The following is a 23,245-nucleotide window of genomic DNA, read 5'->3' as shown; positions in this document are numbered from 1 at the left end:
TCCTTCATGCCCCCCAACACCTCGCGGCCCACTCCGTCGCGGCCGTCCACCTGGCGACCGGCGGGAAGGCCGGGCCGCATGGACACCTGAGAAAGAGCAGCATGCCCCGCTTCAGCATCATCGTCCCCTCCCACGGGGTCGCCGGCCGGCTGTCCCAGGCGCTGGACTCGGTCCTCGCCCAGTCCTTCGGCGACCTGGAGCTGATCCCGGTCTGTGACGCGCCCGACGCCCCGGCCGCCGCGGTCGCCGCCGGATACGCCGAGCGGGACTCCCGGGTGGCCCCGGTGCACTCTCCGCCGTCCGCCGGGCTGAGCGGGGCCCGCAACACCGGGATGCGGGCGGCGAAGGGGACGTACCTGCTGTTCCTCGACGGCGACGACGTTCTGATGCCGGGCGCGCTGGCGCGGCTGGCGGCACGGCTGGCCGAGACCGGTGACGTGGACGTGCTGTACTTCGGGCACGAGCGGGCGCCCTGGTGGGAGGGTGAGCCGGCCGCCCCGGCGACGCTGCCGGCAGCGACCCCGCAGGACGTCTTCGCCCCGTCCGAGGCTCCCGCGCTGACCGGGGTGACGCTGCCGGCGTGGAGCGCGGCCTGGCGCCGCGCCTTTGTCACGGACGGCCGGCTGCGGTTCCCCGACGGCCACTTCACGGACGTCGGCTGGGGCGGGCTGACCGGAATCGCCGCCGAACGGGTCGCGGTGCTGCGTTCGGCCGTCGTACGGCACCGGCTGCGCCGGCAGGGCAGCAGGCTGAACCTGCCCGGTGCGCACCACCACGAACTCCTCGACCAGGTCGAGCTGGTGCTGGCGCGGGCGCTGGCGGCGGGGCTTCCGGGCGAACGGGCCCGGCCGCTGTTCGAGCAGGTCTTCGAGGCCGTGCTGAGGACGGCCGCCCGCCCGCAGCGGCTGCCGTCCGGGCACCGGGCGTTCTTCCGGCGGGCGGGGTCGCTGCACCGTACCTACCGGCCGGCCGGGTTCCGGATGCCGGGCGGGAGTCTCGGGGTGCAGCACCGGCTCCTCGCGGCGGGCGCGTACACCGCGTTCCTGGCGCTGCGCGGGGCCAACCGGGCGGCGGCCCGGGCGGCCGGGCTGCTGCCCCGCCCGCGGCTGCCGCTCACCCGGCTGCGCTACGCCCTCGACCTGCGCCGCCCGCTCGACGAGGACCTCGTCGTGTACTGCGCCTACTGGGGGCGCGGTTACGCCTGCAACCCGGCGGCGATCCACGCCGCCGCCCGCCAACTCGCGCCCTGGCTGCGCTCGGTGTTCCTGGTCGAGCCGGGCCGGGAGGGCGCCGTGCCCGCGGACGTCGAGTACGCGGTGATCGGCAGCCGCCGCTACTGGCAGGTGCTGGCCCGCGCCAAGTACCTGGTGAACAACGCCAACTTCGCGGAGGGCGTCGTCAAGCGGCCCGGCAGCGTGCACCTCCAGACGCAGCACGGCACCCCGCTGAAGAAGATGGGCGTCGACCAGTCGACGTACCCGGTGGTCGCGGCGCGGACCGGCAGCTTCACCAGACTGCTCGGCCGCGTCGACCGCTGGGACTTCAATCTCTCCGCCAACCGCCACTCCACCCAGACCTGGGAGCGCGCCTTCCCCGGCTCCTACGAGGCCCTGGAGTACGGCTATCCGCGCAACGACGTCTACTACACGGCGTCCGCCCACGACGTGGTGCGGGCCCGTCGCAGCCTGGGCGTCCCGGACGGCAGGACGGCCGTGCTGTACGCCCCCACCCACCGCGACCACCACACCGGCTTCGAGCCCGGCCTCGACCTGGAGGCGTTCTGCGAGGAGGCCGGCGAGAACGTCGTCGTCCTCCTGCGCGCCCACTACTTCTACGACCGGGGAGCCCTCGCGGACACCGGCCGGGTCATCGACGTCACCGCGCACCCCTGCGTCGAGGACGTGTGCCTCGCGGCGGACGCGCTGATCACCGACTACTCCTCCATCATGTTCGACTACGCCAACCTGGACCGCCCGATCGTCGTCTACGCCGACGACTGGGAGGTCTACCGGGAGACAAGGGGCGTCTACTTCGACCTGCCCGCCGAGCCGCCGGGCCCGGTCGCCCGCACCCCGGACGAACTGGGCCGGATCTTCCGCGAGGGCTCGCACCGGAGCCCGGAGTCCACACGGCTGCGGAACGAGTTCCGGGCCCGTTTCTGCGAGTTCGACGACGGCCTGGCCGCCGAACGGGTCGTACGCCGGGTGTTCCTCGGCCAGCCGCCGGAGTCGCTCCCGTCGCTGATCCCGCTGGCGGAACGCCTGCCCGCCCCGGCCGCCACCGTTTTCACGAGGAGCTGACCGTGCCCCGATTCAGTCTGATCGTGCCCTGTTTCCGGGTGCAGGGCTTTCTGCGCGAGTGCCTCGACTCGGTCCTGGAGCAGTCCTTCCGCGACATCGAGGTGATCGCCGTCGACGACCGCTCTCCGGACGGCAGCGGCGCGATCCTCGACGAGTACGCGGCCCGCGACCCGCGCGTACGGGTCCTGCACCTGCCCGAGAACGTCGGGCTCGGCCGGGCCCGCAACGCCGGACTCCCCTACGCCACCGGCGACTACCTGCTCTTCCTGGACAGCGACGACACCCTCACCGCGGGCGCGCTGGGGGCGATCGCCGACCGGCTGGCCGAGGCCGGCGACCCGGACGTCCTGGTCTTCGACTACGCGCGCACCTACTGGTGGGGCGGCACACGGCGCAACGCCCTCGCGGAGGTGCTGAGCGCGACCGACGGCGTCTTCACCGCGGCCGAACGCCCCGAGATCCTCGACCTGTTGATGGTGGTGTGGAACAAGGCCTACCGGCATGAGTTCGTCGCGAACAACGGCTTCCGGTTCCCCCCGGGCTACTACGAGGACACCCCATGGACCTTCCCGGTCCTGCTCGGCGCCGGCCGGATCGCCACCCTCGACCGGATCTGCCTGAACTACCGCCAGCGCCGCCAGGGCAACATCCTCTCCACCACCAGCCGTAAGCACTTCGACGTCCACGACCAGTACCGACGGGTCTTCGAGTACGTCGACTCCCACCCGGAGCTGGCCGGTTGGCGGCCCTATCTGCACCGCAAGATGGGCGAGCACTGCCTGGACATCCTCGCCAAGCCGGACCGGCTGCCGCCCGCCGCCAAGGGCGAGTTCTTCCGGCGTACGGCGGAGCTGTACCGGGCGTACCGGCCGGAGGGGGCCGGCCTCGGGGTGCTGGGCGGTTCGTACGCGTCGTACCGGCTGCGGCAGCAGGCCGGGCGGATCGCCAGGGAGAGCGGCCGGCAGGCGCTGCGGGTGCGACGGGCGGCGGCCACCCGGGCCCGGCGCGCGCTGACCGGGGCGGCCGGCCACCGTGCGCCGGACGAGCACCTGGTCCTGTACTCGGCCTCCTCGCACCAGGGCCTGCGGGGCGACCCCGCGGCCGTCTACCGCAAGGCCCGGGAGATCGCGCCGGAGCTGCGGGGCGTCTGGGTGGTGAAGGACGCGGAGGTGGCGGCGGGGCTGCCCGCCGACGTGGAGCACGTGCTGCTGGACTCCCCGGAGTACCGGCGGCTCACGGCCCGCGCCAAGTTCCTCGTGAACGACGTCAACTGGCCCGGCGCGCTGGTCAAACGGCCCGGCAGCGTGCACATCCACACCCACCGGGGCACCCCGCTGAAGTACCTGGGCGCCGACCTGCTGGACAAGCCCGGCGCCCGGCTCGGCCTCGACGTGCCGCAGATGCTGCGCCGGGCCGACCGCTGGGACCACAGCCTGGTCGCCAACCGCCACTCCGAGCTGGTGTGGGAGCGGGCCTACCCCTGCCACTTCGCCTCGGCCCGCACCGGCAGCCCGCGCAACGACGTCCTGGTCGAGGGCGGACCCACGGACTTCCGGGCCCGGTACGGCATTCCCGCCGACCACACGGTCGTGCTCTACGCCCCGACCCGCCGGGACTACGTCCGGGGCGGTCATGCCGAGCGGATCGACCTGGCCCGGTTCGCCGCCGATCTCGGCGAGGGCCACACCCTGGTGGTCCGGCTGCATCCCGCCCTGGCGACCGGTCCGGCGCGCGGGGCGGGCCTGGCGGAACTGCACCGGCGCGGGATCGTGGTCGACGCGACCGGCGAGCCGCACGGGGAGCAGGTGCTGCTGGCGGCGGACGCGCTGGTCACCGACTACTCCTCCGTCATGTTCGACTACGCCAACCTGGACCGGCCGATCGTCGTGCACGCCGACGACTGGGCCGCGTTCACCGCGAGCCGGGGCGCCTACCTCGACATCACCGCCGAGGCGCCGGGCCATGTGTCCTTGAGCTACCCGGAGTTGGCCGCACTGTTCGCCTCGGGCGCCTGGCGGGACGCGGAGTCGGCGCGACTGCGGGCCGGATTCCGTTCCCGTTTCTGCGAGTTCGACGACGGACGGGCCGCCGAACGGGTGGTGAGGACCCTGCTGCTCGGTGAGCCGATGCCGGCCGCCGCCGTGCGGGTACCGGAACCTGCCCCGGGTCACGACCTGCTGGCGTCCACATGAGACCGCGTACCTGGGTGCTGGTCCTGGCCGCCGTCTTCGCGGTGCTGCAACTCGCCGACGTCACCGGCCGGGACACCCCCGACTCCAAGAACTACGTGTCCTACGCGCTGACCCTGGGCGGGGCGGACCAGCGGGAGGCGGCCGTCCGGACGGCCGACTGGGTGTGTGCGGGGCAGGCCTCGGAGGCGGCGCGCGCGCAGAGCGTGAACGTGGTGCGCTTCCATGCGCCGAGCCCGGCGGGGCGGGTCTTCGCCCGGTGCCGGGAGGACGAGCTGCGGCGCGTGGAGACCCGGTGGGCGGCCGGTCAGGGGGACGGGCACATCGTGCCGTTCGTTGGCCCCCGGCTGCGGGCCGTCTTCGAGGTGCGGCCCGGCTATCCGCTGTTCCTGCTGCCGTTCGTCGCCGCGTTGGGGGTGACCTGGGGGGTGTGGCTGGCGGGTGTGCTGGTCACGGTCGCGGGCGGAGTGCTGGCCTTCCTGGTCCTGCGGACGCTGTCGGTACCGGTGCCGCTCGCGCTGACCGGACAGGCCCTGTACTACGTCCTGCCGGTGGGCACGACGGCGATGCGGCCGATGACCGAGGGCCTGATGCTGGCGCTGACCCTGACCGCGGTGTGGGGCTGCGCACTGGCCCTCACCTGCCGGACGGGCGCGGGGCGGGCCCGGGCGGGGGCGGTCCTGGTGGCGGGCGCGCTGGTCGCGCTGTTCACCGTGAAACACGCCCAGGCGCTGTTCCTCGGGGTGTGCCTGGCCGGGGCGGGCGCGGCGGTCGCCGTACGGCGGCGACGGCTGGGCCGGGCTGCCGGGCGCGGAGTCGCCGCGGTCGCGGCGGTGGGCTGTGCGGCGGTCGCCGGCACCCTGCTGCTGGCCCGGCTGCTGCGCTATCCCTCCGAGGCGGAGAGCATGCAGGACCTGCTGACCGGCCACTTCGCCCGGCCGGACCGGGTCCGGCCCTGGCCGGAGTTCCTCCATCTGGAGTGGGACTTCTGGGTGGAGTGGCTGCGCCGGCAGCTGATGGCCCCGCTGTTCCCGGCGGCGCTGGCGGCCGGGGTGTGGGGAGCGCGGCGGCGGCCGGCCTTCGGGGCCTTCCTGGTGGCGGCCGCGGGCACCGGGTTCCTGACCCAGGCCGGACATCCGGACATCACCATCGGCGGCGACCGGCTGATCGTGCTGGCCTGGCTGCTGCCGGTGATGGGGGTACCGCTGCTCCTCGAACCGCTGGTGGGCCGCGTGGTTCCGGTTCCCCCGCAGGGGTCACTCGACGGGCCGAACGGCGTGGGCCTGTCGGAGGCTCACTCGATGAGGTGACGGGCGGCGGAGCGGCCGGGACGCCACCGGGACGGACGGGAACACTCGGCAAATGGTCCGCCCCGTCCCTTCTCCCCGGTGAGCACCGGCGCCCTGGTCCGGCGCGCCGCGCGCGGCGCCACCGCCCTGCGCGGCGGCCGCGCCCGCAGACTCACCCCGTACCAGTTCTTCGGCCTGCTGTTCTGGCTGGTGATGACCCTGGCGTACTGGCGGCTGCCGCCGTGCTGCGAGGCCGGACAGCACGCGGCGGCGGTGGAGGGGGTGCGAGCGGCCCTGGCGGACGCCGGCGCGTCCCCGTACGTGCTCGCGCAGGATGCTGTGGCGCGGCTGACCGGGCTCAGCGGGTGGCAGCTGCTGCGGGTGTGCGGCCCGCTGAACCTGCTGGTGCTGCTGACCGGCCTCGGCCGACTGGTCCGGGTCCTCAGCCCGCGCCCCTGGGCGCCGGTGCTGGCGCTGGCCTTCGGGTCCGTCCTCTGGGGCACCCGGCCGGGGTGGGGCGGCGGCTCGCTGGCCCTGCTGCCGCTGACCGGCAGCCTCGGCTACCCGTCCGCCTTCGCCCTCGGTCTCACCCTCTGGTCCTGGGCGCTGACCGGCGCCCGGGCCCGCGATCTGCGCCCGGTGCGCTACGTCGGCCCGAGCGGCCTGCGCAGCCTGTCCGGGTACGCGGCGCTCGGCGTGCCGTACGCAGTGGTGGCCCTGGTCGACCCGGTGCTCGGCGTGGCGGCGGCGGCCGGGGCGGTGGCGTTCGTGGCGGGGTGGCAGCGGGGGTGGCGGGGCGCGGTGTGGGGGCGGTGGGCGCTGCTGGGCGCGGTGGCGGCCGGGGTGATCTCCTTCGGGACACCCGCGCACGCGCTGCCGCAGAGCTACGGGAGCTACGGGGCGTCCGGGGCCTACGGCGCAGTGATCGGCCAGTGCTGGCTCGCGCTGCTCGGAGTGCCGGCGCTGTGGCTGCGGGCACGGGACGCGGCCGGGGCGGCGGGCCGGGACAGCGGGCGAACCGCCCCCCTGGGGCGGGCGGCGCGACCGGCCGTGGTCCGGCGTGATCCGCTCGTCCTGCTGTTCGCCGTGCAGGCGCTGCTGGCCGGGTACGGCGTCCGCCACGGTTTCGGCGAGCTGCTCGGTCCCGCCCTCCTGGCGCCGCAGTGCGCGCTCGCCGTGGAGCTGGCGGCGGAGCGGCCCTGGCCGGTGTGGCGGCGGGCGCTCGGCTGGGCCGCGGCCGGCGGGATCTGCGTGGGCTTCCTGACCGCGCAGGCCGGCGCGGTCGTGCCGCGCTCACTGGACCCGGTCGGCTTCGTCCAGCCGCCGCGCTGGCCGTCGTACGACTGGGCGGCCCGGCACATCGGCCGCGGGGAACCGGTGGTCACGGACGCCTACTACGCCGTACACCTGCTCCCCGGATACGGGATCGAACTGGCCGACGCGCACGACCACCGCTCCCGGGTGCGCTGGCTGCTGCTGACGCGGCGGGAGCGGCTGCCCGGGGATGCGGTGGTCGTGGACTGGAGCCGGCGGACCGGGGAGGTGCTCGCGCGGCTCACCGGGACGATGGACGTACCGGTGGCCGCTGCGCCGACTGCTACTCGACGATGAGCTCGACCGGGATGTTGCCCCGGGTGGCCTTGGAGTAGGGGCAGAACGCGTGGGCCTGGTGGACCAGCTTCTCGCCGGTCTCGTTGGCGAGCTCCTCGGGGAGTTCGACGCGCAGGGTGACCTTGAGCGCGAAGCCGCCGTCGGCCTCGTCCTTGCCGATGCCGACCTCGGCGGTCACGGAGATCTCGCCGGTGTCGACCTTGGCCTGGCGGCCGACGGCGCCGAGGGCGCTGGCGAAACAGGCGGCGTAGCCGGCGGCGAAGAGCTGCTCGGGGTTGGTGCCCTGGCCGTTGCCGCCGAGCGCCGGCGGGAACGCCAGCGCGAGGTCCAGCTGCCCGTCCGAGCTGACCGCCCGTCCCTCCCGGCCGGTGGCGGTGGCGGCTGCGGTGTAGAGCGCGTCCATGGAAGACCATCCCTCTCGACGTTTCGGTGCGGCGGCTCCGTTCCGGCCGCCCTCACGACCACAAGTAGAGCACACAATTAAATTGCGCACAACTAAATGACTCGCAAGAGGTACCATTGAGCCATGACCGCTACGACCCCGCCCCCCGCACCCGAGGCGGAGTGGCTCCGCCTGGACCGCCAGATCTGCTTCTCCCTGCACGCCGCGTCCCGCGCCTTCAACGGCGTCTACCGCGTGATCCTCAAGGACCTCGGGCTCACCTACCCCCAGTACCTGGTGATGCTGGTGCTGTGGGAACAGGGCGACCTGCCGGTCAAGAAGCTCGGCGAACACCTGCGCCTGGACTCCGGCACGCTGTCACCCCTGCTCAAGCGCCTGGAGGCGGCCGGCCTGGTCCACCGGGAGCGCAGCGCCCGTGACGAGCGCTCGGTGGAGGTACGGCTGACGGAGCAGGGCACCGACCTGCGGGAGCGGGCGTTCGAGGTGCCGCGCAGGATCATGTCCGCGACCGGCTTCGACGTGGACGGCATACGGGATCTGAAGACCCGCCTGGACCAGCTGACGGGCGCGCTGGACGCGGCGGCTTCGGAGGAGGCGGCGCGCTGAAGCGCCTCGCCGGGGGTGCGGGGCCGTACCACCCCGCGGCCACGCCGGGCGGGCGCGGCTGGTCCCGCCGGCCGGCGGCGGACGCTCAGCCCGGCCGCCCGCCCCGGATCGGCCGCACGTACAGCCGCAGCGCCATCCGGTCGATCACCATCTCCTCGCGCAGCACGAACTGCTGGTTCAGCACCGCGAGTTTCGCCCGCTCCGTGGCGAGCCGCGGCCGGTACCCGCTCACCAGCGCGTACTTCTCCATCACCGCCCACACCTCGTCCACTCCGGCCAGCCGGCGCCGCAGCGTCGCCGCCGCGACCTCGCCCCCGTACAACGTCCCCGACTCCGGAGCCGGTTCGGCCAGCGCGAGGTCCCGGGTGCCCTTGAAGCCGGCGGGATAGGCCAGTTCCGTCCCGCGCGCGTGGGCCGGCAGGTACAGCACGGGATCGCCGGGCCGCAGCACGCGCGCCGCCGCCTCCGCGACCGCCCCGAGGTCGTCGGGCCGGGTGCCCGGCACCCGGTCGTGCCGCAGCAGCGGCACCTGGTGGGTGAAGGCGAGGACGAGTGCCAGGACCCCGGCCACGGTGAGCGCGGGCGACCTGGGCGTGGTCGCCGTGCCGTACGGCCAGAGCCGGCCGAGCACCCCGGCGACCCGGTCCGCGCCGAGCGCCACCAGCAGGGGCGCACCGGTGAGCGCGTAGAGCACATACCGGTCGACGTACAGCGGCGTGAGCTGCGATGCCAGCATCAACGCCACCGGTGGCAGCACCGCGAGGGGCAGCGCCACCGCCGCGAGGGTCACCTCGCCGCGCCGGCCCACCAGCCGGGTCAGCCCCAGCAGGCCGAGCGCGAGGCACGCCCAGTACACCCCGTCGGTCGGTCCGAGGTACTGGCGCAGCAGCGCCTGCGCGGTCTCCAGGTCAGGCTCCCACAGCCACGCGAGCTGGGCCGACTGCGCGTGCGAGACGACGGCCAGCGGCACCAGGGTCAGCGCCACGCCCCCGGCCGCGCAGCCCCAGCCCCGCCACACCCTTCCCGACGACCGGGCCAGCGCCAGCGTTCCCGCGTGCGCGAGCAGCAGCAGGACCGCGAACTCGTGCAGCCAGCAGGTGACTCCGAGGACGGCGCCGTACCACCACCAGGCCCGCCGCCCGCCTCCGGCCTGTCCCGCGGTCTCCCCCTCGGTCCCGGTTCCCGCTCCGCCCGCCGCCCGTACGAACAGCAGGGTCGCGCCGGTCGCGCCCGCGGCGACCAGGGCGTAGGAGCGGCCCTCCTGCGCGTAGTGCCCGACCAACGGGGTGACCGCGTACATCAGTCCGGCCCACAGACCGACCCGCGGCCGGGCCAGATGGGTGCCGAGCGCGGCCACCAGGCCCGCGGTGACGGCCGCCGCGCACACCGACGGCAGCCGGAGGTCGACCTCGCCCGGCCGCCCGGGGGCGACGGCGAGGACGACGTGCATCAGCAGGTAGTACAGGCCGTGCACCGCGTCCACGCCGTGCAGCAGCCGCCAGATCTGCGGCACCGTGCGCCGGGCGACCTGGTAGGTGACGGCCTCGTCGCGCCACATCCCGCCGCGGTGCAGCCCCCAGAGGCCGACCGCGAGCATCACCGCGGCCGGGACGGCCACGACGACGGCACGGCGCGCACGGCCCGGCGGACCGGCGGGGGGTCCCCCCGACGGCTTCGGCCGACTCGACGGAGCCGGCCGGCCGGTTGCTGTCGTTCGCGTCGTCCGCGGATGCGCTTTTACGAGAGGCCCGATACTCACCACGGCCCGATCTTTTGCGATTAGCCAACCTTTGCCGGGTAATGACGGCGTATCGGCATGGATACACCATCCGCGCGGCTTACGCTCGCGGTTGATGAATCGTCGCTCGTACTTCCCGCTCCCCCGCGCCCCGTTCGCCCCGCCTGTTCGACTCCCGGGCCTCCTGCGCACCGCGCGCACCGAACACCCCCCGCGCGCGCCGCGCCTCGCGCGCCCCCTCTGCCTCGCCGGCCTCTGGCTCGCCACACGCGCGCTGATGCTTTGGCTCCTCGCCCACAACAACGAGCGGCTCCTGGGACACGGAGCGGTCGCGCGCGAAGTGTGGCGGCTGTACTTCCACTGGTACGGCGTCCTGTCGCAGGGCGCGTTCCCGGCGCACGACACGTTGTGGCAGTACCCGCCGGGCGCCGGCGCCGTGCTGCTCGCGCCGGGGCTGGTGCCCGGGCTGAGCTACTTCCAGGCGTTCGTGGCGCTCACCCTGGCGACCGACGCGCTGATCACGGCGGCGCTCACGCGCGCGGGTCTGCGCCCCGGCCGCACCCTGCTGGGCGCGGCCCTGTGGACCGGCGCCCTCCCTCTCCTGCTGCATCTCCCCCTCGCGCGCTACGACGTCGCGGTCACCGCCTTCGCGGTGCTCTCCCTGCTGGCCCTCGGGCGAGCCACACGCGCGTGCGGAGCGCTCGCCGCGCTGGGCGCGCTGGTGAAGGTCTGGCCCGCGCTGGTCCTGCTGGGCGTCGAGCGCGGGCGTACGACACGCACGACGTGGAGCTGGGCGGCCGCGACCGGGACCGCGACCCTCGCCGCGTTCCTGCTCTCCTTCCGCAACCCGCTCGCCTTCCTCCGCCAGCAGGGCGGCCGGGGCGTGCAGGTCGAGTCCCTCGGCGGCACCGCGCTCAGCCTCGCCCGGCACGCCGGCTGGCGGGGCACGACCCGCTACCAGTACGGCGCGATGGAGCTGGTCGGCCCGCGGGTGCACGCGGTCGCGACCGCCTCCCTCGCGCTCACCGCCGTGGCCTTCGCGCTGCTGCTCCTGTGGCGGGTACGGGCCCGGCACTGGACCGAGGCCACCCCGTACGACGCCGCGCTGAGCGCGGTGCTCCTCTTCACCGTGACCAGCCGGGTGATCAGCCCCCAGTACCTGATCTGGCTGCTCGGCCTGACCGCCGTGTGCCTGACCTCCCGCCACACCACCCAGCGCCCGGTCGCCGCGCTGGTCGTGACCGCGACCGCGCTCAGCGCGGTGGCCTACCCGACGTTCTACGCCGAGGTCGTGCACGGCACCTGGACCGGCTGCCTGCTGATGCTCGCCCGCAACGGCCTGCTGGCCACCGCCGCCGTCCTCTCCCTGACCCGTCTGTGGCGCGCCACCCGCCGCCCGGAGACCGGTGTCCGCACCCCCGCGGGCCCGAGCGGGCACCCCGGCCGTCCGCTGCTGTCGGCCGCACCTGCTTCACTGAGGGGTGACCGGGGCTGACGGAGACCGCGGTCGACTGACGGAGGGACGGGCATCCATGACCTGGCTCATCACCGGCGGCGCCGGTTACATCGGGGCGCACGTCGTGCGCGCGATGACCGAGGCGGGCGAGCGGACGGTGGTGTACGACGATCTGTCCACCGGCGTCGCCGAGCGCGTGCCCGAGGAGGTCCCGCTGGTGGTGGGCACCACGCTGGACGGCGAGAAGGTGGCGCGCGTCCTGGCCGAGCACGAGGTGACCGGGGTCGTCCACCTGGCGGCGAAGAAGCAGGTCGGCGAGTCGGTGGAGCGCCCCCTGCACTACTACCGGGAGAACGTCGAAGGCCTGCGCGTCCTGCTCCAGGCGGTCACGGAGGCGAGGGTCCCGTCCTTCGTGTTCTCCTCCTCCGCGGCGGTCTACGGCATGCCGGACGTCGAACTGGTGACGGAGGAGACGCCGTGCCTGCCGATGTCGCCGTACGGCGAGACGAAGCTGGCGGGTGAGTGGCTGGTCCGCGCGACAGGCCGGGCCACCGGCCTGTCCACGGCCTCGCTGCGCTACTTCAACGTGGCCGGCGCGGCCCGCCCCGAACTCGCCGACGTGGGCGTCTTCAACATCGTCCCGATGGTCTTCGAGAAACTCACGGAGAACGCGCCGCCGCGTATCTTCGGCGCCGACTACCCGACGCCCGACGGCACCTGCATCCGCGACTACATCCACGTGGTGGACCTGGCCGAGGCCCACGTCGCGGCGGCCCGGGCCCTCCAGGCCGAGCCGGGCCGCGCGCTGACCCTCAACATCGGCCGCGGGGAGGGCGTCTCGGTCCGCGAGATGATCGACCGCATCAACACGGTCACCGGCTACGACCGGCCCCCGGCCGTCACCGCGCGCCGCCCCGGCGACCCGGCCAGCGTGGTCGCCTCCGCCGACCGCATCGCCACGGAACTGGGCTGGAAGGCCAAACACGACGTCCAGGACATGATCACCTCGGCCTGGCAGGGCTGGCTCCGCCTCCACCCGGAGGCGGCCCGAACCTGACGGACGCACTGCCCGTGCCGCCGCCGGGATACCGCGGGCGGGCGCCGCGGGCGGCGGACCTGGTGGCACCGGCGCGGCGGCCGGGCGGGCGCGGGCGCGGTCAGTCCCCGGGGCGGCGGGCTCGTCTGAGCTCCTCCGAGACGGCCCAGGCGTCCGCCACCGGGCCCACGTGGGTGAGCTTGTCGGGGTTGAGGACCACGCGGATCGCCTGGATCCGGCCGTCGAGGACGTCCAGGGAGAAGGTCTGGAGGACCTTGCCGTCGCGGTCCCGGAAGACCGCGCCCGGCTGTCCGTTGACCTCGTGCTGCTCACAGCTCACGTCGACCCGGGGCAGCAGCGGGAAGACGGCCGCGAGGAGGCGGGCCACGTTCTGGGCGCCGACGACCGTCCGGGCCAGCCTCGGGGCCTTGCCGCCGCTGTCGCCGACCAGGGACACATCGGCGGCGAGCAGGTCCCGCAGACCGCCCAGGTCGCCTTCGTGGAGGGCCTCGAAGAAGCGTGACGCCAGTTCGTCGCGTTCCCTCCGGTCCGCCTCGAAGCGGGGGCGGCCCTCGGCCATGTGGCGCCGGGCCCGTACGACGAGCTGACGGCACGCCGCCTCCGAGCGGCCGACCGCCGACGCGACCTCGGGGAAGCCGAAGTCGAACACCTCGCGCAGCACGAAGACGGCCCGCTCCAGCGGGCTGAGCCGCTCCAGGAGCAGCAGGGCCGCCATCGACAACGAGTCGGCCAGCTCCGCCGACCGCGCCGGATCCTCGTACGGGTCGGCGAGCAGCGGCTCGGGGAACCACGGGCCGACGTACTCCTCGCGCCGGACGCGGGCCGAGCGCAGCACGTCGACCGAGATCCGGGTGACCGTCGCCGACAGGAACGCCTTCGGTGACCTGACCTCCGTCGGCGAGCCCTCGAACCTCAGCCAGCTCTCCTGGACCGCGTCCTCCGCCTCGCCGACACTGCCCAGGATCCGGTACGCGATCGAGAACAGCAGCGGGCGCAGCTCCTGGAACTCCTCGGTCCTGTTCAGGTCCGCTCCCCCGTCCGCCACCGTCTCCCCCTCTCTCCCTCTCCCCGTCTTCCTCCTCCCGCGTCCGTGAACCGGTCGGTCAGAAGGACCCGGGGCCGAACCGGCCGGCCGCGACGACCAGCGCGAGCACGAGATAGACCAGGTTCAGCGCCACGAACGCGCTCTCGCCGCGCCGGCCGTGGGTGATCATCGCACCGGCCATCAGCAGGACCCATGCGGCGGCCGTCACGGGTACCAGGACCGGCGCGACACCGACGGCCGCCGGCAGGACCAGCCCCGCCGCGGCGAGGAGCTCCAGCACCCCGAGCGCCTTGACGAAGCCGGTGCCCGCGTCCGCGGTCCAGCCCCCGCCGCGGGCCGCGGCCAGCTTCTCCCGGGGCACGAAGGTCTTGCTGATCCCACCGGTCAGGGCCACCGTGGCAAGCAGTCCGGCGGCGATCCACAGGGTGAGGTTCATCGTCCACTCCTTGTTCGAGGATGCCTGCGCCCCTACGACGAGACGGCGCTTACGTCTGTGACATCCCCGGCGGAGTGGTTCACAGCGCCTTGAGCGCCTCCGTGGTGCCACGGGCCAGCGCCGCCAGATACCCCTTCGGCAGCTTGGGGGTGCGGATCACCACCGAACGCCAGTACAGCGGGCCGGAGATCAGGTCCATGGCCAGGTCGTCGTCGAGGCCCGCGGCGAGTTCACCGCGCCGCTGAGCCGCCTCGATGATCTTGCTGGCGACCCCGTCCTGGCCCTCGCGCAGCGTCTTCTGCATGGCCTCGGCGATCTCCGGGTTGCGGGCCGCCTCGGCCTGGAGGTCCGGGATGATCTGCGAGGCGACCGGGTGGCGCAGCGCACGGGACGTGACCTCGTACAGGAGCCGCAGGTCGCCCTCCAGGGAGCCGGTGTCGGGCACGGGCAGGCCGAGCACCGCGAGGGCCGAGACGACGTCGAGGACGAGGTGCAGCTTGGAGCGCCAGCGGCGGTAGACGGCGGTCTTGCCGACGCCCGCGCGGCGCGCGATGCCCTCGATGGACATCCGCGCGTACCCGACCGCCGCGAGTTCCTCGAAGACGGCGGCCCGGATGGCCTCGGTCACGTCCTCGCGGAGGACGGCCGCCCCGGCGGGGGCTCGTCGGCGCGGACGCGTCTGGGACTCCTCGGCGTTCGTCGTCATGTCTCCCAGCATAGGGGCGTAACGACGAAACGGTTGCGTCCCGACGAGACGTACCACTCGATCGCCGCACCGCGCCGCGCCGAACCCCTCCCAGCTCACCGCCGTACCGAACACGAGCCCGAGTCGTCCCGCGCAACGAATCGGTCGCGCCCGGACCTCGGGAGTGTTACGGCGCACACCAGTCCGTGACGACGAAACGGTTGCGTTCCGACGCCAACTCCGCCTACGCTCCCGTTGCGACGATACGGTCCCGTCCCGACGTAAGAAAACGTGAAGAGAAGCGTAAGGAAACGCCGGGTGAACGAGACCGGCCCCAGCCGGACGCCGCACCCCCACCCCCCCGAGTGAAAGCAGCGGATGTGACCCAGGTTCTCCACACACCGCCCCCGACCCCGGTCACGGCCGAGGACGACCTCGCGGCGCTCGCCGCCCGGCACGGACTCTCGGTCAGCGGCGCCCGCCCCACGCTGCCGCAGTACGTCCGTCAGCTGTGGGCCCGACGGCACTTCATCACCGCGTTCGCCACCGCCAAGCTCACCGCCCAGTACGCCCAGGCGAAGCTCGGCCAGGTGTGGCAGATCATGACCCCGCTGCTGAACGCCGCGGTGTACTACTTCATCTTCGGCATCCTGCTCGACACCAAGAGGGGCGTGCCGGACTACATCCCGTTCCTGGTCACCGGCGTGTTCATCTGGACGTTCACGTCCAGCTCGATCATGACCGGCACCCGGGCCATCGCCGGCAACCTCGGCCTCGTCCGCGCGCTGCACTTCCCGCGGGCCGCACTCCCGATCTCCTTCTGCCTCCAGCAGCTCCAGCAGCTGCTGTTCTCGATGTGCGCGCTGATCGCCATCCTGCTCTGCTTCGGCGTGCCGGTCGCGGCCTCCTGGCTGCTCGCCGTCCCGGCGCTGATCCTGCAGTTCACGTTCAACACCGGCATGTCACTGATCATGGCCCGGATGGGTGCCAAGACCCCGGACATCGCCCAGCTGATGCCGTTCGTGCTGCGCACCTGGATGTACGTCTCCGGCGTCATGTGGAGCATCGACAAGCTGACCAGCGGGCACAAGGGTCTGCCGAGCTGGGTGGCACCGGTGCTCAAGGCCAACCCGTCCGCCGTCTACATCGACCTGATGCGCTTCTCCCTGATCGACAGCTTCCACGCCAGCCAGCTGCCGGCCCACGTGTGGGTCGTCGCGACCGGCTGGGCCCTCGTCGTCGGCGTCGGCGGCTTCATCTACTTCTGGAAGGCTGAGGAGACGTACGGCCGTGGCTGAGAACCTGAACGACACCCGCATCCCCACCGTCGTCGCCAACCACGTCGACATCGTCTACCGGGTCAACGGCACCGGCGCCGGCCGGGGTTCCGCGACCGCCGCGCTCAACCGCATGCTGCGCCGCAAGCACGCCGAGAAGGCGGCCGGCGTCCGCAAGGTGCACGCCGTCAAGGACGTCTCCTTCGTCGCCTACAAGGGCGAGGCGATCGGCCTCATCGGCTCCAACGGCTCCGGCAAGTCCACCCTGCTCAAGGCCGTCGCCGGTCTGCTCCCGGTGGAGAACGGCGCCATCTACACCGACGGCCAGCCCTCCCTCCTCGGCGTCAACGCCGCCCTGATGGGCGACCTGACCGGCGAGAAGAACGTCTACCTCGGCGGCCTCGCCATGGGCATGTCCCGCGAGGAGATCAAGGAGCGCTACCAGGAGATCGTCGACTTCTCCGGCATCAACGAGAAGGGCGACTTCATCACCCTCCCGATGCGCACCTACTCCTCCGGCATGGGCGCCCGCCTGCGGTTCTCCATCGCCGCCGCCAAGGACCACGACGTCCTGCTCATCGACGAGGCCCTGGCCACCGGTGACGCGTCCTTCCGCAGGCGTTCCGAGGAGCGCATCCGCGGTCTGCGCCAGCACGCCGGCACGGTGTTCCTGGTCAGCCACAACAACAAGTCCATCCGCGACACCTGCGAGCGGGCGCTGTGGCTGGAGCGCGGTGTGCTGCGCATGGACGGGCCGACCGAGGACGTCCTCGCGGAGTACGAGGCCTTCACCGGCGACAAGTCCGACAAGACGAAGGCCAGGCCGAAGCCCAAGGCCGCGCCGCCGAAGCAGGCCGACGCCCCGAAGATCTCCCAGCCCTCCTGAAGCGGCCGTGGAAGAAGGCGCCCCCGAGCCGTCACCGGCTCGGGGGCGCCCTTTCGTGTCGTACGACGACGGCCGACCGCGACCGCCTCGACCACGCTCCTGCGGCTACGAGTGCGTGCGCAGCAGCGTCCGCATCGTCCGCATGGCCACCGACAGGTTGGCCAGGTCGAAGGAGTCCGAGCCGCGGATCTCCTCCAGCGTGGCCCGGGCCCGGCCCAGGATGGCGGCGTTCTTCTGCTCCCAGGTCTGGTAGCGCTGCTCGGGCGTGGCCGTGCCGTCGCCCGCGGCGAGCACGTCGGCGGTGAGCATCGCGTGGGCCGCGAACAGGTCCTCGCGGATGGAGGCGCGGGCCATCGACTGCCAGCGGTCGTCACGCGGAAGCTCGATGATCCGGTCCATCAGCTGGGAGACCCCGAGACGGTCGGCGAGGTCGTAGTAGACCTCGGCGACGTCCAGCGGCTCCTTGCCCATGCGGTCGGCCACCGAGACGATGTCCAGCGCCGGGAAGGCCGAGGAGAAACCGGCCACCCGCGTCGCCAGCTCGTCCGGGACACCTGCCGCGGACAGCTCGTCGTACACGTGCTGGTACCACTCCAGGTCCGCCCCGCGCAGCAGCTTGGGCATCTGCTGCCAGACCTGTTCGACCCGCTCGGAGAAGAAGTCGACGTTCTCCAGCAGCTGCAGCGGCTGCGGCCTGTTGTTGAGCAGCCAGCGGGTGCCGCGCTCCACCAGACGGCGCGAGTGCAGCCGGATCCGGGTCTGGACGGCCGCGTCGACCTTGTTGTCCAGCTCCTCGACGGCGTCCCAGACCGGGGCGGAGCGGAAGATCGCCCGCGCCGCGGTCTGCGCCCGGACGATCTCCTCCAGGGAGGCCCCGGTCTCCTCGCGCAGCCGGTGCAGATAGGTCGTACCGCCGGTGTTGACCGTGTCGTTGACCAGGACCGTGGTCGTGATCTCGCGGCGCAGCGGGTGGGTGGCGAGCGCGGCGGCGAACCGGTCGCGCAGGGCCGTCGGGAAGTAGGCGTGCAGCAGGCCGCTCAGGTACGGGTCGTCCGGCAGCGTGGTCGCCAGCAGCTCGTCGGCGACCGTGATCTTCGTGTACGCCAGCAGGACGGCCGTCTCCGGGCTGGTCAGGCCATGCCCGGAGCCGAGCCGCTCGCGGATCTGGCGGTCGGTGGGCAGGAACTCCAGCGCCCGGTCGAGGTGGCCCTCCCTGACCAGGTGGCGGATGAACCGCTGCTGGGCGTGGATCATGTTCTTGGACTGCGCCAGCGCGTTGGCGATCGCCACGTTCTGCGCGTAGTTGTTGCGCAGCACCAGGGCGCCGACCTCGTCGGTCATCTCGGCGAGCAGCTTGTTGCGCTGCTTGACCGTCATGTCGCCGTCCGCGACCACGCCGTTGAGCAGGATCTTGATGTTCACCTCGTGGTCGGAGGTGTCCACGCCGGCGCTGTTGTCGATGGCATCGGTGTTGATCTTGCCGCCCTGCCGGGCGAACTCGATCCGGCCGAGCTGGGTCAGGCCCAGGTTGCCGCCCTCGCCGACGACCTTGACGCGCAGGTCGGCGCCGTCGACCCGGATGGCGTCGTTGGCCTTGTCGCCGACGTCCGCGTTCGACTCGGTCGACGCCTTGACGTAGGTGCCGATGCCGCCGTTCCACAGCAGGTCGACCTGCGCCTTGAGGATCGCCTTCATCAGCTCGGCCGGGGTCAGCTTGGCGACCTTCTCCTCGATGCCGAGGGCCTCGCGGATATGAGCGTTGACCTGGATCGCCTTGGCGCTGCGCGGGAAGATCCCGCCGCCCGCCGAGAGCAGTTCGGTGTTGTAGTCGCCCCAGCTGGAGCGGGGCAGTTCGAACAGACGGCGGCGCTCCGCGTAGCCGGTGGCCGCGTCCGGGGTGGGGTCGATGAAGATGTGCCGGTGATCGAAGGCGGCGACCAGGCGGATGTGCTCGCTGAGCAGCATGCCGTTGCCGAACACGTCGCCGGACATGTCACCGATGCCGACGACGGTGAAGTCCTCGGTCTGCGTGTCGACGCCCAGCTCCCGGAAGTGCCGCTTCACGGACTCCCAGGCACCGCGCGCGGTGATGCCCATGCCCTTGTGGTCGTAGCCCGCGGAGCCTCCGGAGGCGAAGGCGTCGCCGAGCCAGAAGTTGTAGCTGCCGGCGACCTCGTTGGCGATGTCGGAGAACGTCGCCGTGCCCTTGTCGGCCGCGACCACCAGGTAGGTGTCGTCCTCGTCGTGCCGGACCACGTCCTGCGGGGCCACGACCTCGCCGGCCACCATGTTGTCGGTGATGTCGAGCAGCGCCGAGATGAACGTCCTGTAGCTGGCGATGCCTTCCGCCAGCCACGCGTCCCGGTCCTTCGCCGGGTCCGGCAGCTGCTTGGCGACGAACCCGCCCTTGGCGCCGACCGGCACGATGACGGTGTTCTTGACCATCTGCGCCTTGACCAGGCCGAGGATCTCGGTCCGGAAGTCCTCACGCCGGTCGGACCAGCGCAGACCGCCGCGCGCGACCTTGCCGAAGCGCAGGTGCACGCCCTCGACCCGCGGCGAGTACACCCAGATCTCGAACGCCGGGCGCGGCGCCGGGAGGTCAGGGATGGCCTGCGGGTCGAACTTCATCGAGACGTAGGTGTGCGGGGCGCCCTCCACCGTCTCCTGGAAGAAGTTGGTGCGCAGTGTCGCCTTGATGACGGTCAGGAAGGAACGCAGGATGCGGTCCTCGTCGAGGCTCGCCACCTGGTCGAGGGCGGCGTCCAGCTCCTCGTGGAGGGCGTCGGTGAGCTCCAGGCCGGCCTTCTGCCGGTCCGGGGACATCCGCGCCTCGAAGAGGGAGACGAGCAGCCGGGTGGTGTGGACGTTGTGGCGGAGTGTCGTCTCCATGTAGTCCTGGCTGAACGTGGAACCGGCCTGCCGCAGGTACTTGGCGTACGCCCGCAGCACCATCGCCTGCCGCCAGCTCAGCCCGGCGCTCAGCACCAGCGCGTTGAAGCCGTCGTTCTCCGCGAGGCCGGTCCAGGTCGCCGCGAAGGCGTCCTGGAACCGCTCACGGCCGTCGTCACCCAGGTAGTCGCCGTTGCCGCCGCCGGCCGTCTTCGGCATCCGCATGCCGAAGTCGTAGATCCACGCGGTCGTCCGGTCCGCGCACCGCAGTTCGTACGGCCGCTCGTCGATCACCTCGACGCCCAGCCGGTTCAGTACCGGCAGCACCGCCGACAGGGAGATCGCCGCGCCCTTGCGGTAGATCTTGAAGCGGCGTTCGTCGGGGGCGGCGCCCACCGGCTCGTAGAGGCTGAGCGCGAAGTCGTTGCCCGCCTCCTCGGTGAGCCGCTCCAGGTGGACCAGGTCGGCGACCGCCGCGCGGGGGGTGTGGTCGGCCTTGTAGCCCTCGGGGAAGGAGTTGGTGTAGCGGCGCTGCAGCTCGGCCGCGCGCTCCTCGCCGCACTCGGCGTTGAGCGCCTCGGCGAAGCCGTCCGCCCAGGAACGGGCCGCCTCGACCAGGCGGGCCTCGATGCGGTCCTTGTCGGCGTCGGACAGCTCGGGCAGCTCGGTGCCCTGCGGGACGCGTACGACGAAGTGCAGCCGGGAGAGGATCGACTCGGTGTTCCAGGCCGTGAAGTCGACGTTGGTGCCGCCGAGCTCCTCCTTCAGGATGTCGATGATCCGCAGCCGGACACCGGTGGTGTAGCGGTCCCGGGGGAGGTAGACGATGGCCGAGTAGTAACGGCCGTACTCGTCCTGGCGCAGGTAGAGGCGGAGCCGCCGGCGTTCCTGGAGGTAGAGGACGCTCGTGACGATCGACTCCAGCTCGGGGACCGGGGTCTGGAACAGCTCGTCGCGCGGGAAGGTCTCCATGATCTGGAGCAGGTCGCGGCCGTCGTGGCTGTTGGGCGAGAAGCCGGCCCGCTCCAGCACCGCGTCGACCTTGCGGCGGATGACGGGCACCCGGCGCACCGACTCGGTGTAGGCGGCGGACGAGAACAGCCCCAGGAAGCGGCGCTCGCCGACGACGTTGCCGTCCGCGTCGAACTTCTTGACACCGATGTAGTCCAGGTACGACGGCCGGTGCACGGTCGCCCTGCTGTTCGCCTTGGTCAGGACGAGGAGCTTGTGCTCACGGGCCTTGGCGCGCGCGTCGGCCGGGAGCCGCTCGAAGGAGGGGCTGACCGGGTGGCCCTCCTCGCCGGCGTGCGGCGGGTCCGAGCGCAGGATGCCGAGCCCGGTACCGGGCACGGCGCCCAGCGAGTCGTCCTCACGCAGCTGGTACTCGCGGAACCCGAGGAAGGTGAAGTGGTCGGCGGCCAGCCAGCGCAGCAGCTCGCGGGCCTCCTCGACCTCGGGGCGGGGCAGGTCGCCGGGGACCGGTTCGGCGCCGAGGCCCTCGGCGATACGCACCGCCGCCTCCCGCATCTTCTCCCAGTCCTCGACGGCCTCGCGGACGTCGGACAGCACCCGCATCAGATCGGCGGTGATCTGCTTGAGGTCGGCGCGGTCGGTCTCGCGGTCGATCTCGACGTGGATCCAGGACTCGATGTGCGCGTCGTGCGGCAGTTCCTCGCCGACGGCCGGGGCCGGCAGCCTCTCGATCAGCTTGCCGGTCAGATCGCGGCGGACCACGAACTGAGGGTGGATGACGACATGGATGCCGCGCCCCTGCCGGGTCAGCTCATTGGTGACCGAGTCGACGAGGAAGGGCATGTCGTCGGTGACGACCTCCACCACGGAGTGGCTGCAGGTCCACCCGTTCTCCTCGACGGTCGGGGTGTGGACCCGGACGTTCGCGGTGCCTTGCGGACGGGTCTCGGCGAGACGGAAGTGCGAGACGGCTGCGCCGAAGACGTCGACCGGGTCGCGGTCGGCGAGGTCCTCGGGCGCGGTGTGCAGGTAGTAGCGCTGAAGGAACGTGAACACGGACTCCTTGTCCGCCGTCCCCGTCGTCCCAGTCGGTAGGTGCCCCCCTGCCGGGCTGTTCTCAGCTACCCGGGCGGCCCGTTCGAGCAGCTCGGCTTTGGCTTCGTCCAGCTTGGTCTGCATTGTCCTCTGGCTCCTGTCGCGCGCCATTGCGTGACGTAGAAGGAAGTACGGGCTCTTCCCCCTGCGGCTCGACGCCACGGCCGGGGTCTCCGGTCTGCTCCGACGCTATGCCGCAGGGTGAGACGAGCGGGGGGGATTCGGCCATTCTCGACATGCCCCGAGGGTGTGACGTGCCTCTCGGCTCCGCCGTCACCAGGGCTGTTTCGGGTGCCCTCCGCCCGCGAAGACCAGCGACCGCCGCCCGGTCACGGAGGTGTTCCGTGCTCACCGGGCGCAGGGCAGGGGCTTCGATGCCCCCGCGAACTATCGCGCTGATCACGCCACCAAGGCTATCGCCCCTCACCCGGGGGTCGTCATGAGCCGTATGTGTACAAAACAGGGGGTCGAACTTTGACGTTCTGCACAGCGCGCCGTGCCGGGGCGGCATCCTTCCGGTGCCGGGAAGCGAGACCGCCCCTGTACTTCGCGGCGGTCAGGCCACCAGCCGCTGCGCCTCCTGGACCGCCTCCGCCAGTGAGTCCACGACCGGTACCCCGACCTCCTCCAGGCTCGCCCTGCCGTGCGACCCGCCGGTGTACAGCACCGCCTTCGCGCCCACGGCATGCGCGGCCACCGCGTCGTCCGCCGCGTCCCCGATCACCACGGTCCGCCCGGGCTGCACCTGTCCCAACGACCGCAGATGCCGCACCATGTGCTCGGCCTTGCTGCCCCCGGACGGCCCGACCCGCCCCTCGACCCGTATGAAGTGCGGCTCGATCCCGAACCCCCGCACCAACGGCACGAGCTCGTCATGCACGTACATGCTCAGCAGGGACTGGCTCCCGCCGGCCGAACGCCACCCGGCCAGCAGCTCGGCCGCCCCGTCGGTCAGCCCGCACAGGGTCCGGTGCTCGGCGTAGTACCGGTGGAAGATCTCGTCCATGACCTCCCACTCGGCCCCGGTCGGCAGCCGCCCCATCAGCCGCTCGTAGAACTTCGGCACCGGCACGCAGTACAGCGCCCGGTACTGCTCCAGTGTGATCGGCGCCAGGCCCAGCTCGGCCGATGCCGCGTTCGTCGCCCCGATGATCGCGTCGTTGTCGTGGAACAGTGTTCCGTTCCAGTCCCAGACGATGTGCGCGTTTCCGTGCTTCCCCATGCCGAAAACGCTACCCGCCGCGACTGACAATCAAGACATGCGGCACGTCATCGCAGGTCACAGCTGTTCGACTGAACCCTGTCGGC

General features: G+C 72.5%; 16 protein-coding genes. 9 read left to right on the top strand and 7 right to left on the bottom strand.

Annotation, left to right across the window (positions count from 1 at the left end; all coding sequences use genetic code 11):
- Window positions 1-101 precede the first annotated feature (101 nt).
- The 4 genes from ACZ4O3_RS27630 (at window position 102) to ACZ4O3_RS27615 (ending at window position 7,389) form a co-directional block, all read left to right on the top strand.
- Window positions 102-2,300, top strand: a complete 2,199-nt coding sequence (locus tag ACZ4O3_RS27630; RefSeq protein ID WP_467724772.1) for a CDP-glycerol glycerophosphotransferase family protein — start codon at window positions 102-104, stop codon at window positions 2,298-2,300.
- 2 nt (window positions 2,301-2,302) lie between these two features.
- A complete protein-coding gene (locus tag ACZ4O3_RS27625) occupies window positions 2,303-4,492 on the top strand; it encodes a bifunctional glycosyltransferase/CDP-glycerol:glycerophosphate glycerophosphotransferase (RefSeq protein WP_362727003.1) in 2,190 nt (729 codons plus the stop codon).
- Entirely contained in the window at window positions 4,489-5,799 is a 1,311-nt protein-coding gene (locus ACZ4O3_RS27620; protein WP_467724770.1) for a hypothetical protein, read from the top strand. Before ACZ4O3_RS27625 ends, ACZ4O3_RS27620 begins: the two co-directional genes overlap by 4 nt.
- Window positions 5,800-5,877: 78 nt before the next feature.
- On the top strand, window positions 5,878-7,389 hold the full coding sequence (locus ACZ4O3_RS27615; RefSeq protein WP_467724768.1) for a hypothetical protein: 1,512 nt from the start codon (window positions 5,878-5,880) through the stop codon (window positions 7,387-7,389).
- On the opposite strand, the gene ACZ4O3_RS27610 is transcribed toward ACZ4O3_RS27615, so the two are convergent.
- The gene (locus ACZ4O3_RS27610; RefSeq protein WP_351322882.1) at window positions 7,376-7,792 is read right to left on the bottom strand and encodes an organic hydroperoxide resistance protein; all 417 of its coding nucleotides are present in this window, start codon (window positions 7,790-7,792) and stop codon (window positions 7,376-7,378) included. The genes ACZ4O3_RS27615 and ACZ4O3_RS27610 overlap by 14 nt on opposite strands.
- A 123-nt stretch (window positions 7,793-7,915) precedes the next feature.
- Between ACZ4O3_RS27610 and ACZ4O3_RS27605 the strand changes: the two genes are divergently transcribed.
- Window positions 7,916-8,398: a MarR family winged helix-turn-helix transcriptional regulator gene (locus ACZ4O3_RS27605; RefSeq protein ID WP_384988803.1), complete on the top strand. Its 483-nt coding sequence runs from the start codon at window positions 7,916-7,918 to the stop codon at window positions 8,396-8,398.
- Between the two features lie 85 nt (window positions 8,399-8,483).
- On the opposite strand, the gene ACZ4O3_RS27600 is transcribed toward ACZ4O3_RS27605, so the two are convergent.
- Entirely contained in the window at window positions 8,484-10,016 is a 1,533-nt protein-coding gene (locus ACZ4O3_RS27600; protein ID WP_467724767.1) for a glycosyltransferase family 39 protein, read from the bottom strand.
- Window positions 10,017-10,413: 397 nt separating this feature from the next.
- Here ACZ4O3_RS27600 and ACZ4O3_RS27595 point away from each other — a divergent pair, with 397 nt between their 5' ends.
- Together ACZ4O3_RS27595 and galE are read left to right on the top strand one after the other, a co-directional pair.
- On the top strand, window positions 10,414-11,631 hold the full coding sequence (locus ACZ4O3_RS27595; RefSeq protein ID WP_467724765.1) for a glycosyltransferase 87 family protein: 1,218 nt from the start codon (window positions 10,414-10,416) through the stop codon (window positions 11,629-11,631).
- A gap of 37 nt (window positions 11,632-11,668) precedes the next feature.
- Window positions 11,669-12,649, top strand: a complete 981-nt coding sequence (galE, locus tag ACZ4O3_RS27590; RefSeq protein WP_362716887.1) for a UDP-glucose 4-epimerase GalE — start codon at window positions 11,669-11,671, stop codon at window positions 12,647-12,649.
- A 100-nt stretch (window positions 12,650-12,749) separates the two neighbouring features.
- On the opposite strand, the gene ACZ4O3_RS27585 is transcribed toward galE, so the two are convergent.
- The 3 genes from ACZ4O3_RS27585 to ACZ4O3_RS27575 form a co-directional block, all read right to left on the bottom strand.
- Entirely contained in the window at window positions 12,750-13,673 is a 924-nt protein-coding gene (locus tag ACZ4O3_RS27585; protein ID WP_384988831.1) for an RNA polymerase sigma-70 factor, read from the bottom strand.
- 79 nt (window positions 13,674-13,752) lie between these two features.
- Complete coding sequence (locus tag ACZ4O3_RS27580) at window positions 13,753-14,130, bottom strand: DoxX family protein (protein ID WP_362716890.1); 378 nt, start codon at window positions 14,128-14,130, stop codon at window positions 13,753-13,755.
- A gap of 79 nt (window positions 14,131-14,209) precedes the next feature.
- Window positions 14,210-14,836 carry a TetR/AcrR family transcriptional regulator gene (locus ACZ4O3_RS27575; protein ID WP_362716893.1) on the bottom strand — a complete coding sequence of 209 codons (627 nt, stop codon included), beginning with the start codon at window positions 14,834-14,836 and terminating at the stop codon, window positions 14,210-14,212.
- Between the two features lie 359 nt (window positions 14,837-15,195).
- Between ACZ4O3_RS27575 and ACZ4O3_RS27570 the strand changes: the two genes are divergently transcribed.
- Together ACZ4O3_RS27570 and ACZ4O3_RS27565 are read left to right on the top strand one after the other, a co-directional pair.
- The gene (locus ACZ4O3_RS27570; protein WP_362716896.1) at window positions 15,196-16,113 is read left to right on the top strand and encodes an ABC transporter permease; all 918 of its coding nucleotides are present in this window, start codon (window positions 15,196-15,198) and stop codon (window positions 16,111-16,113) included.
- Complete coding sequence (locus tag ACZ4O3_RS27565) at window positions 16,106-16,978, top strand: ABC transporter ATP-binding protein (RefSeq protein ID WP_362716899.1); 873 nt, start codon at window positions 16,106-16,108, stop codon at window positions 16,976-16,978. Before ACZ4O3_RS27570 ends, ACZ4O3_RS27565 begins: the two co-directional genes overlap by 8 nt.
- 105 nt (window positions 16,979-17,083) lie before the next feature.
- Here the strand turns inward: ACZ4O3_RS27565 and ACZ4O3_RS27560 are convergent, their stop codons facing one another.
- Window positions 17,084-22,021: an NAD-glutamate dehydrogenase gene (locus tag ACZ4O3_RS27560; protein ID WP_362716902.1), complete on the bottom strand. Its 4,938-nt coding sequence runs from the start codon at window positions 22,019-22,021 to the stop codon at window positions 17,084-17,086.
- Window positions 22,022-22,493: 472 nt separating this feature from the next.
- Window positions 22,494-23,159 (bottom strand): HAD family hydrolase, encoded by a 666-nt coding sequence (locus ACZ4O3_RS27555; RefSeq protein ID WP_362716905.1) that lies wholly within the window; start codon window positions 23,157-23,159, stop codon window positions 22,494-22,496.
- Window positions 23,160-23,245 lie beyond the last annotated feature (86 nt).

This window comes from Streptomyces sp. NPDC026515, from assembly GCF_055567595.1.
Note: the sequence above shows the minus strand (reverse complement) of the source record. Positions and strands in the feature narration are given on the sequence as shown.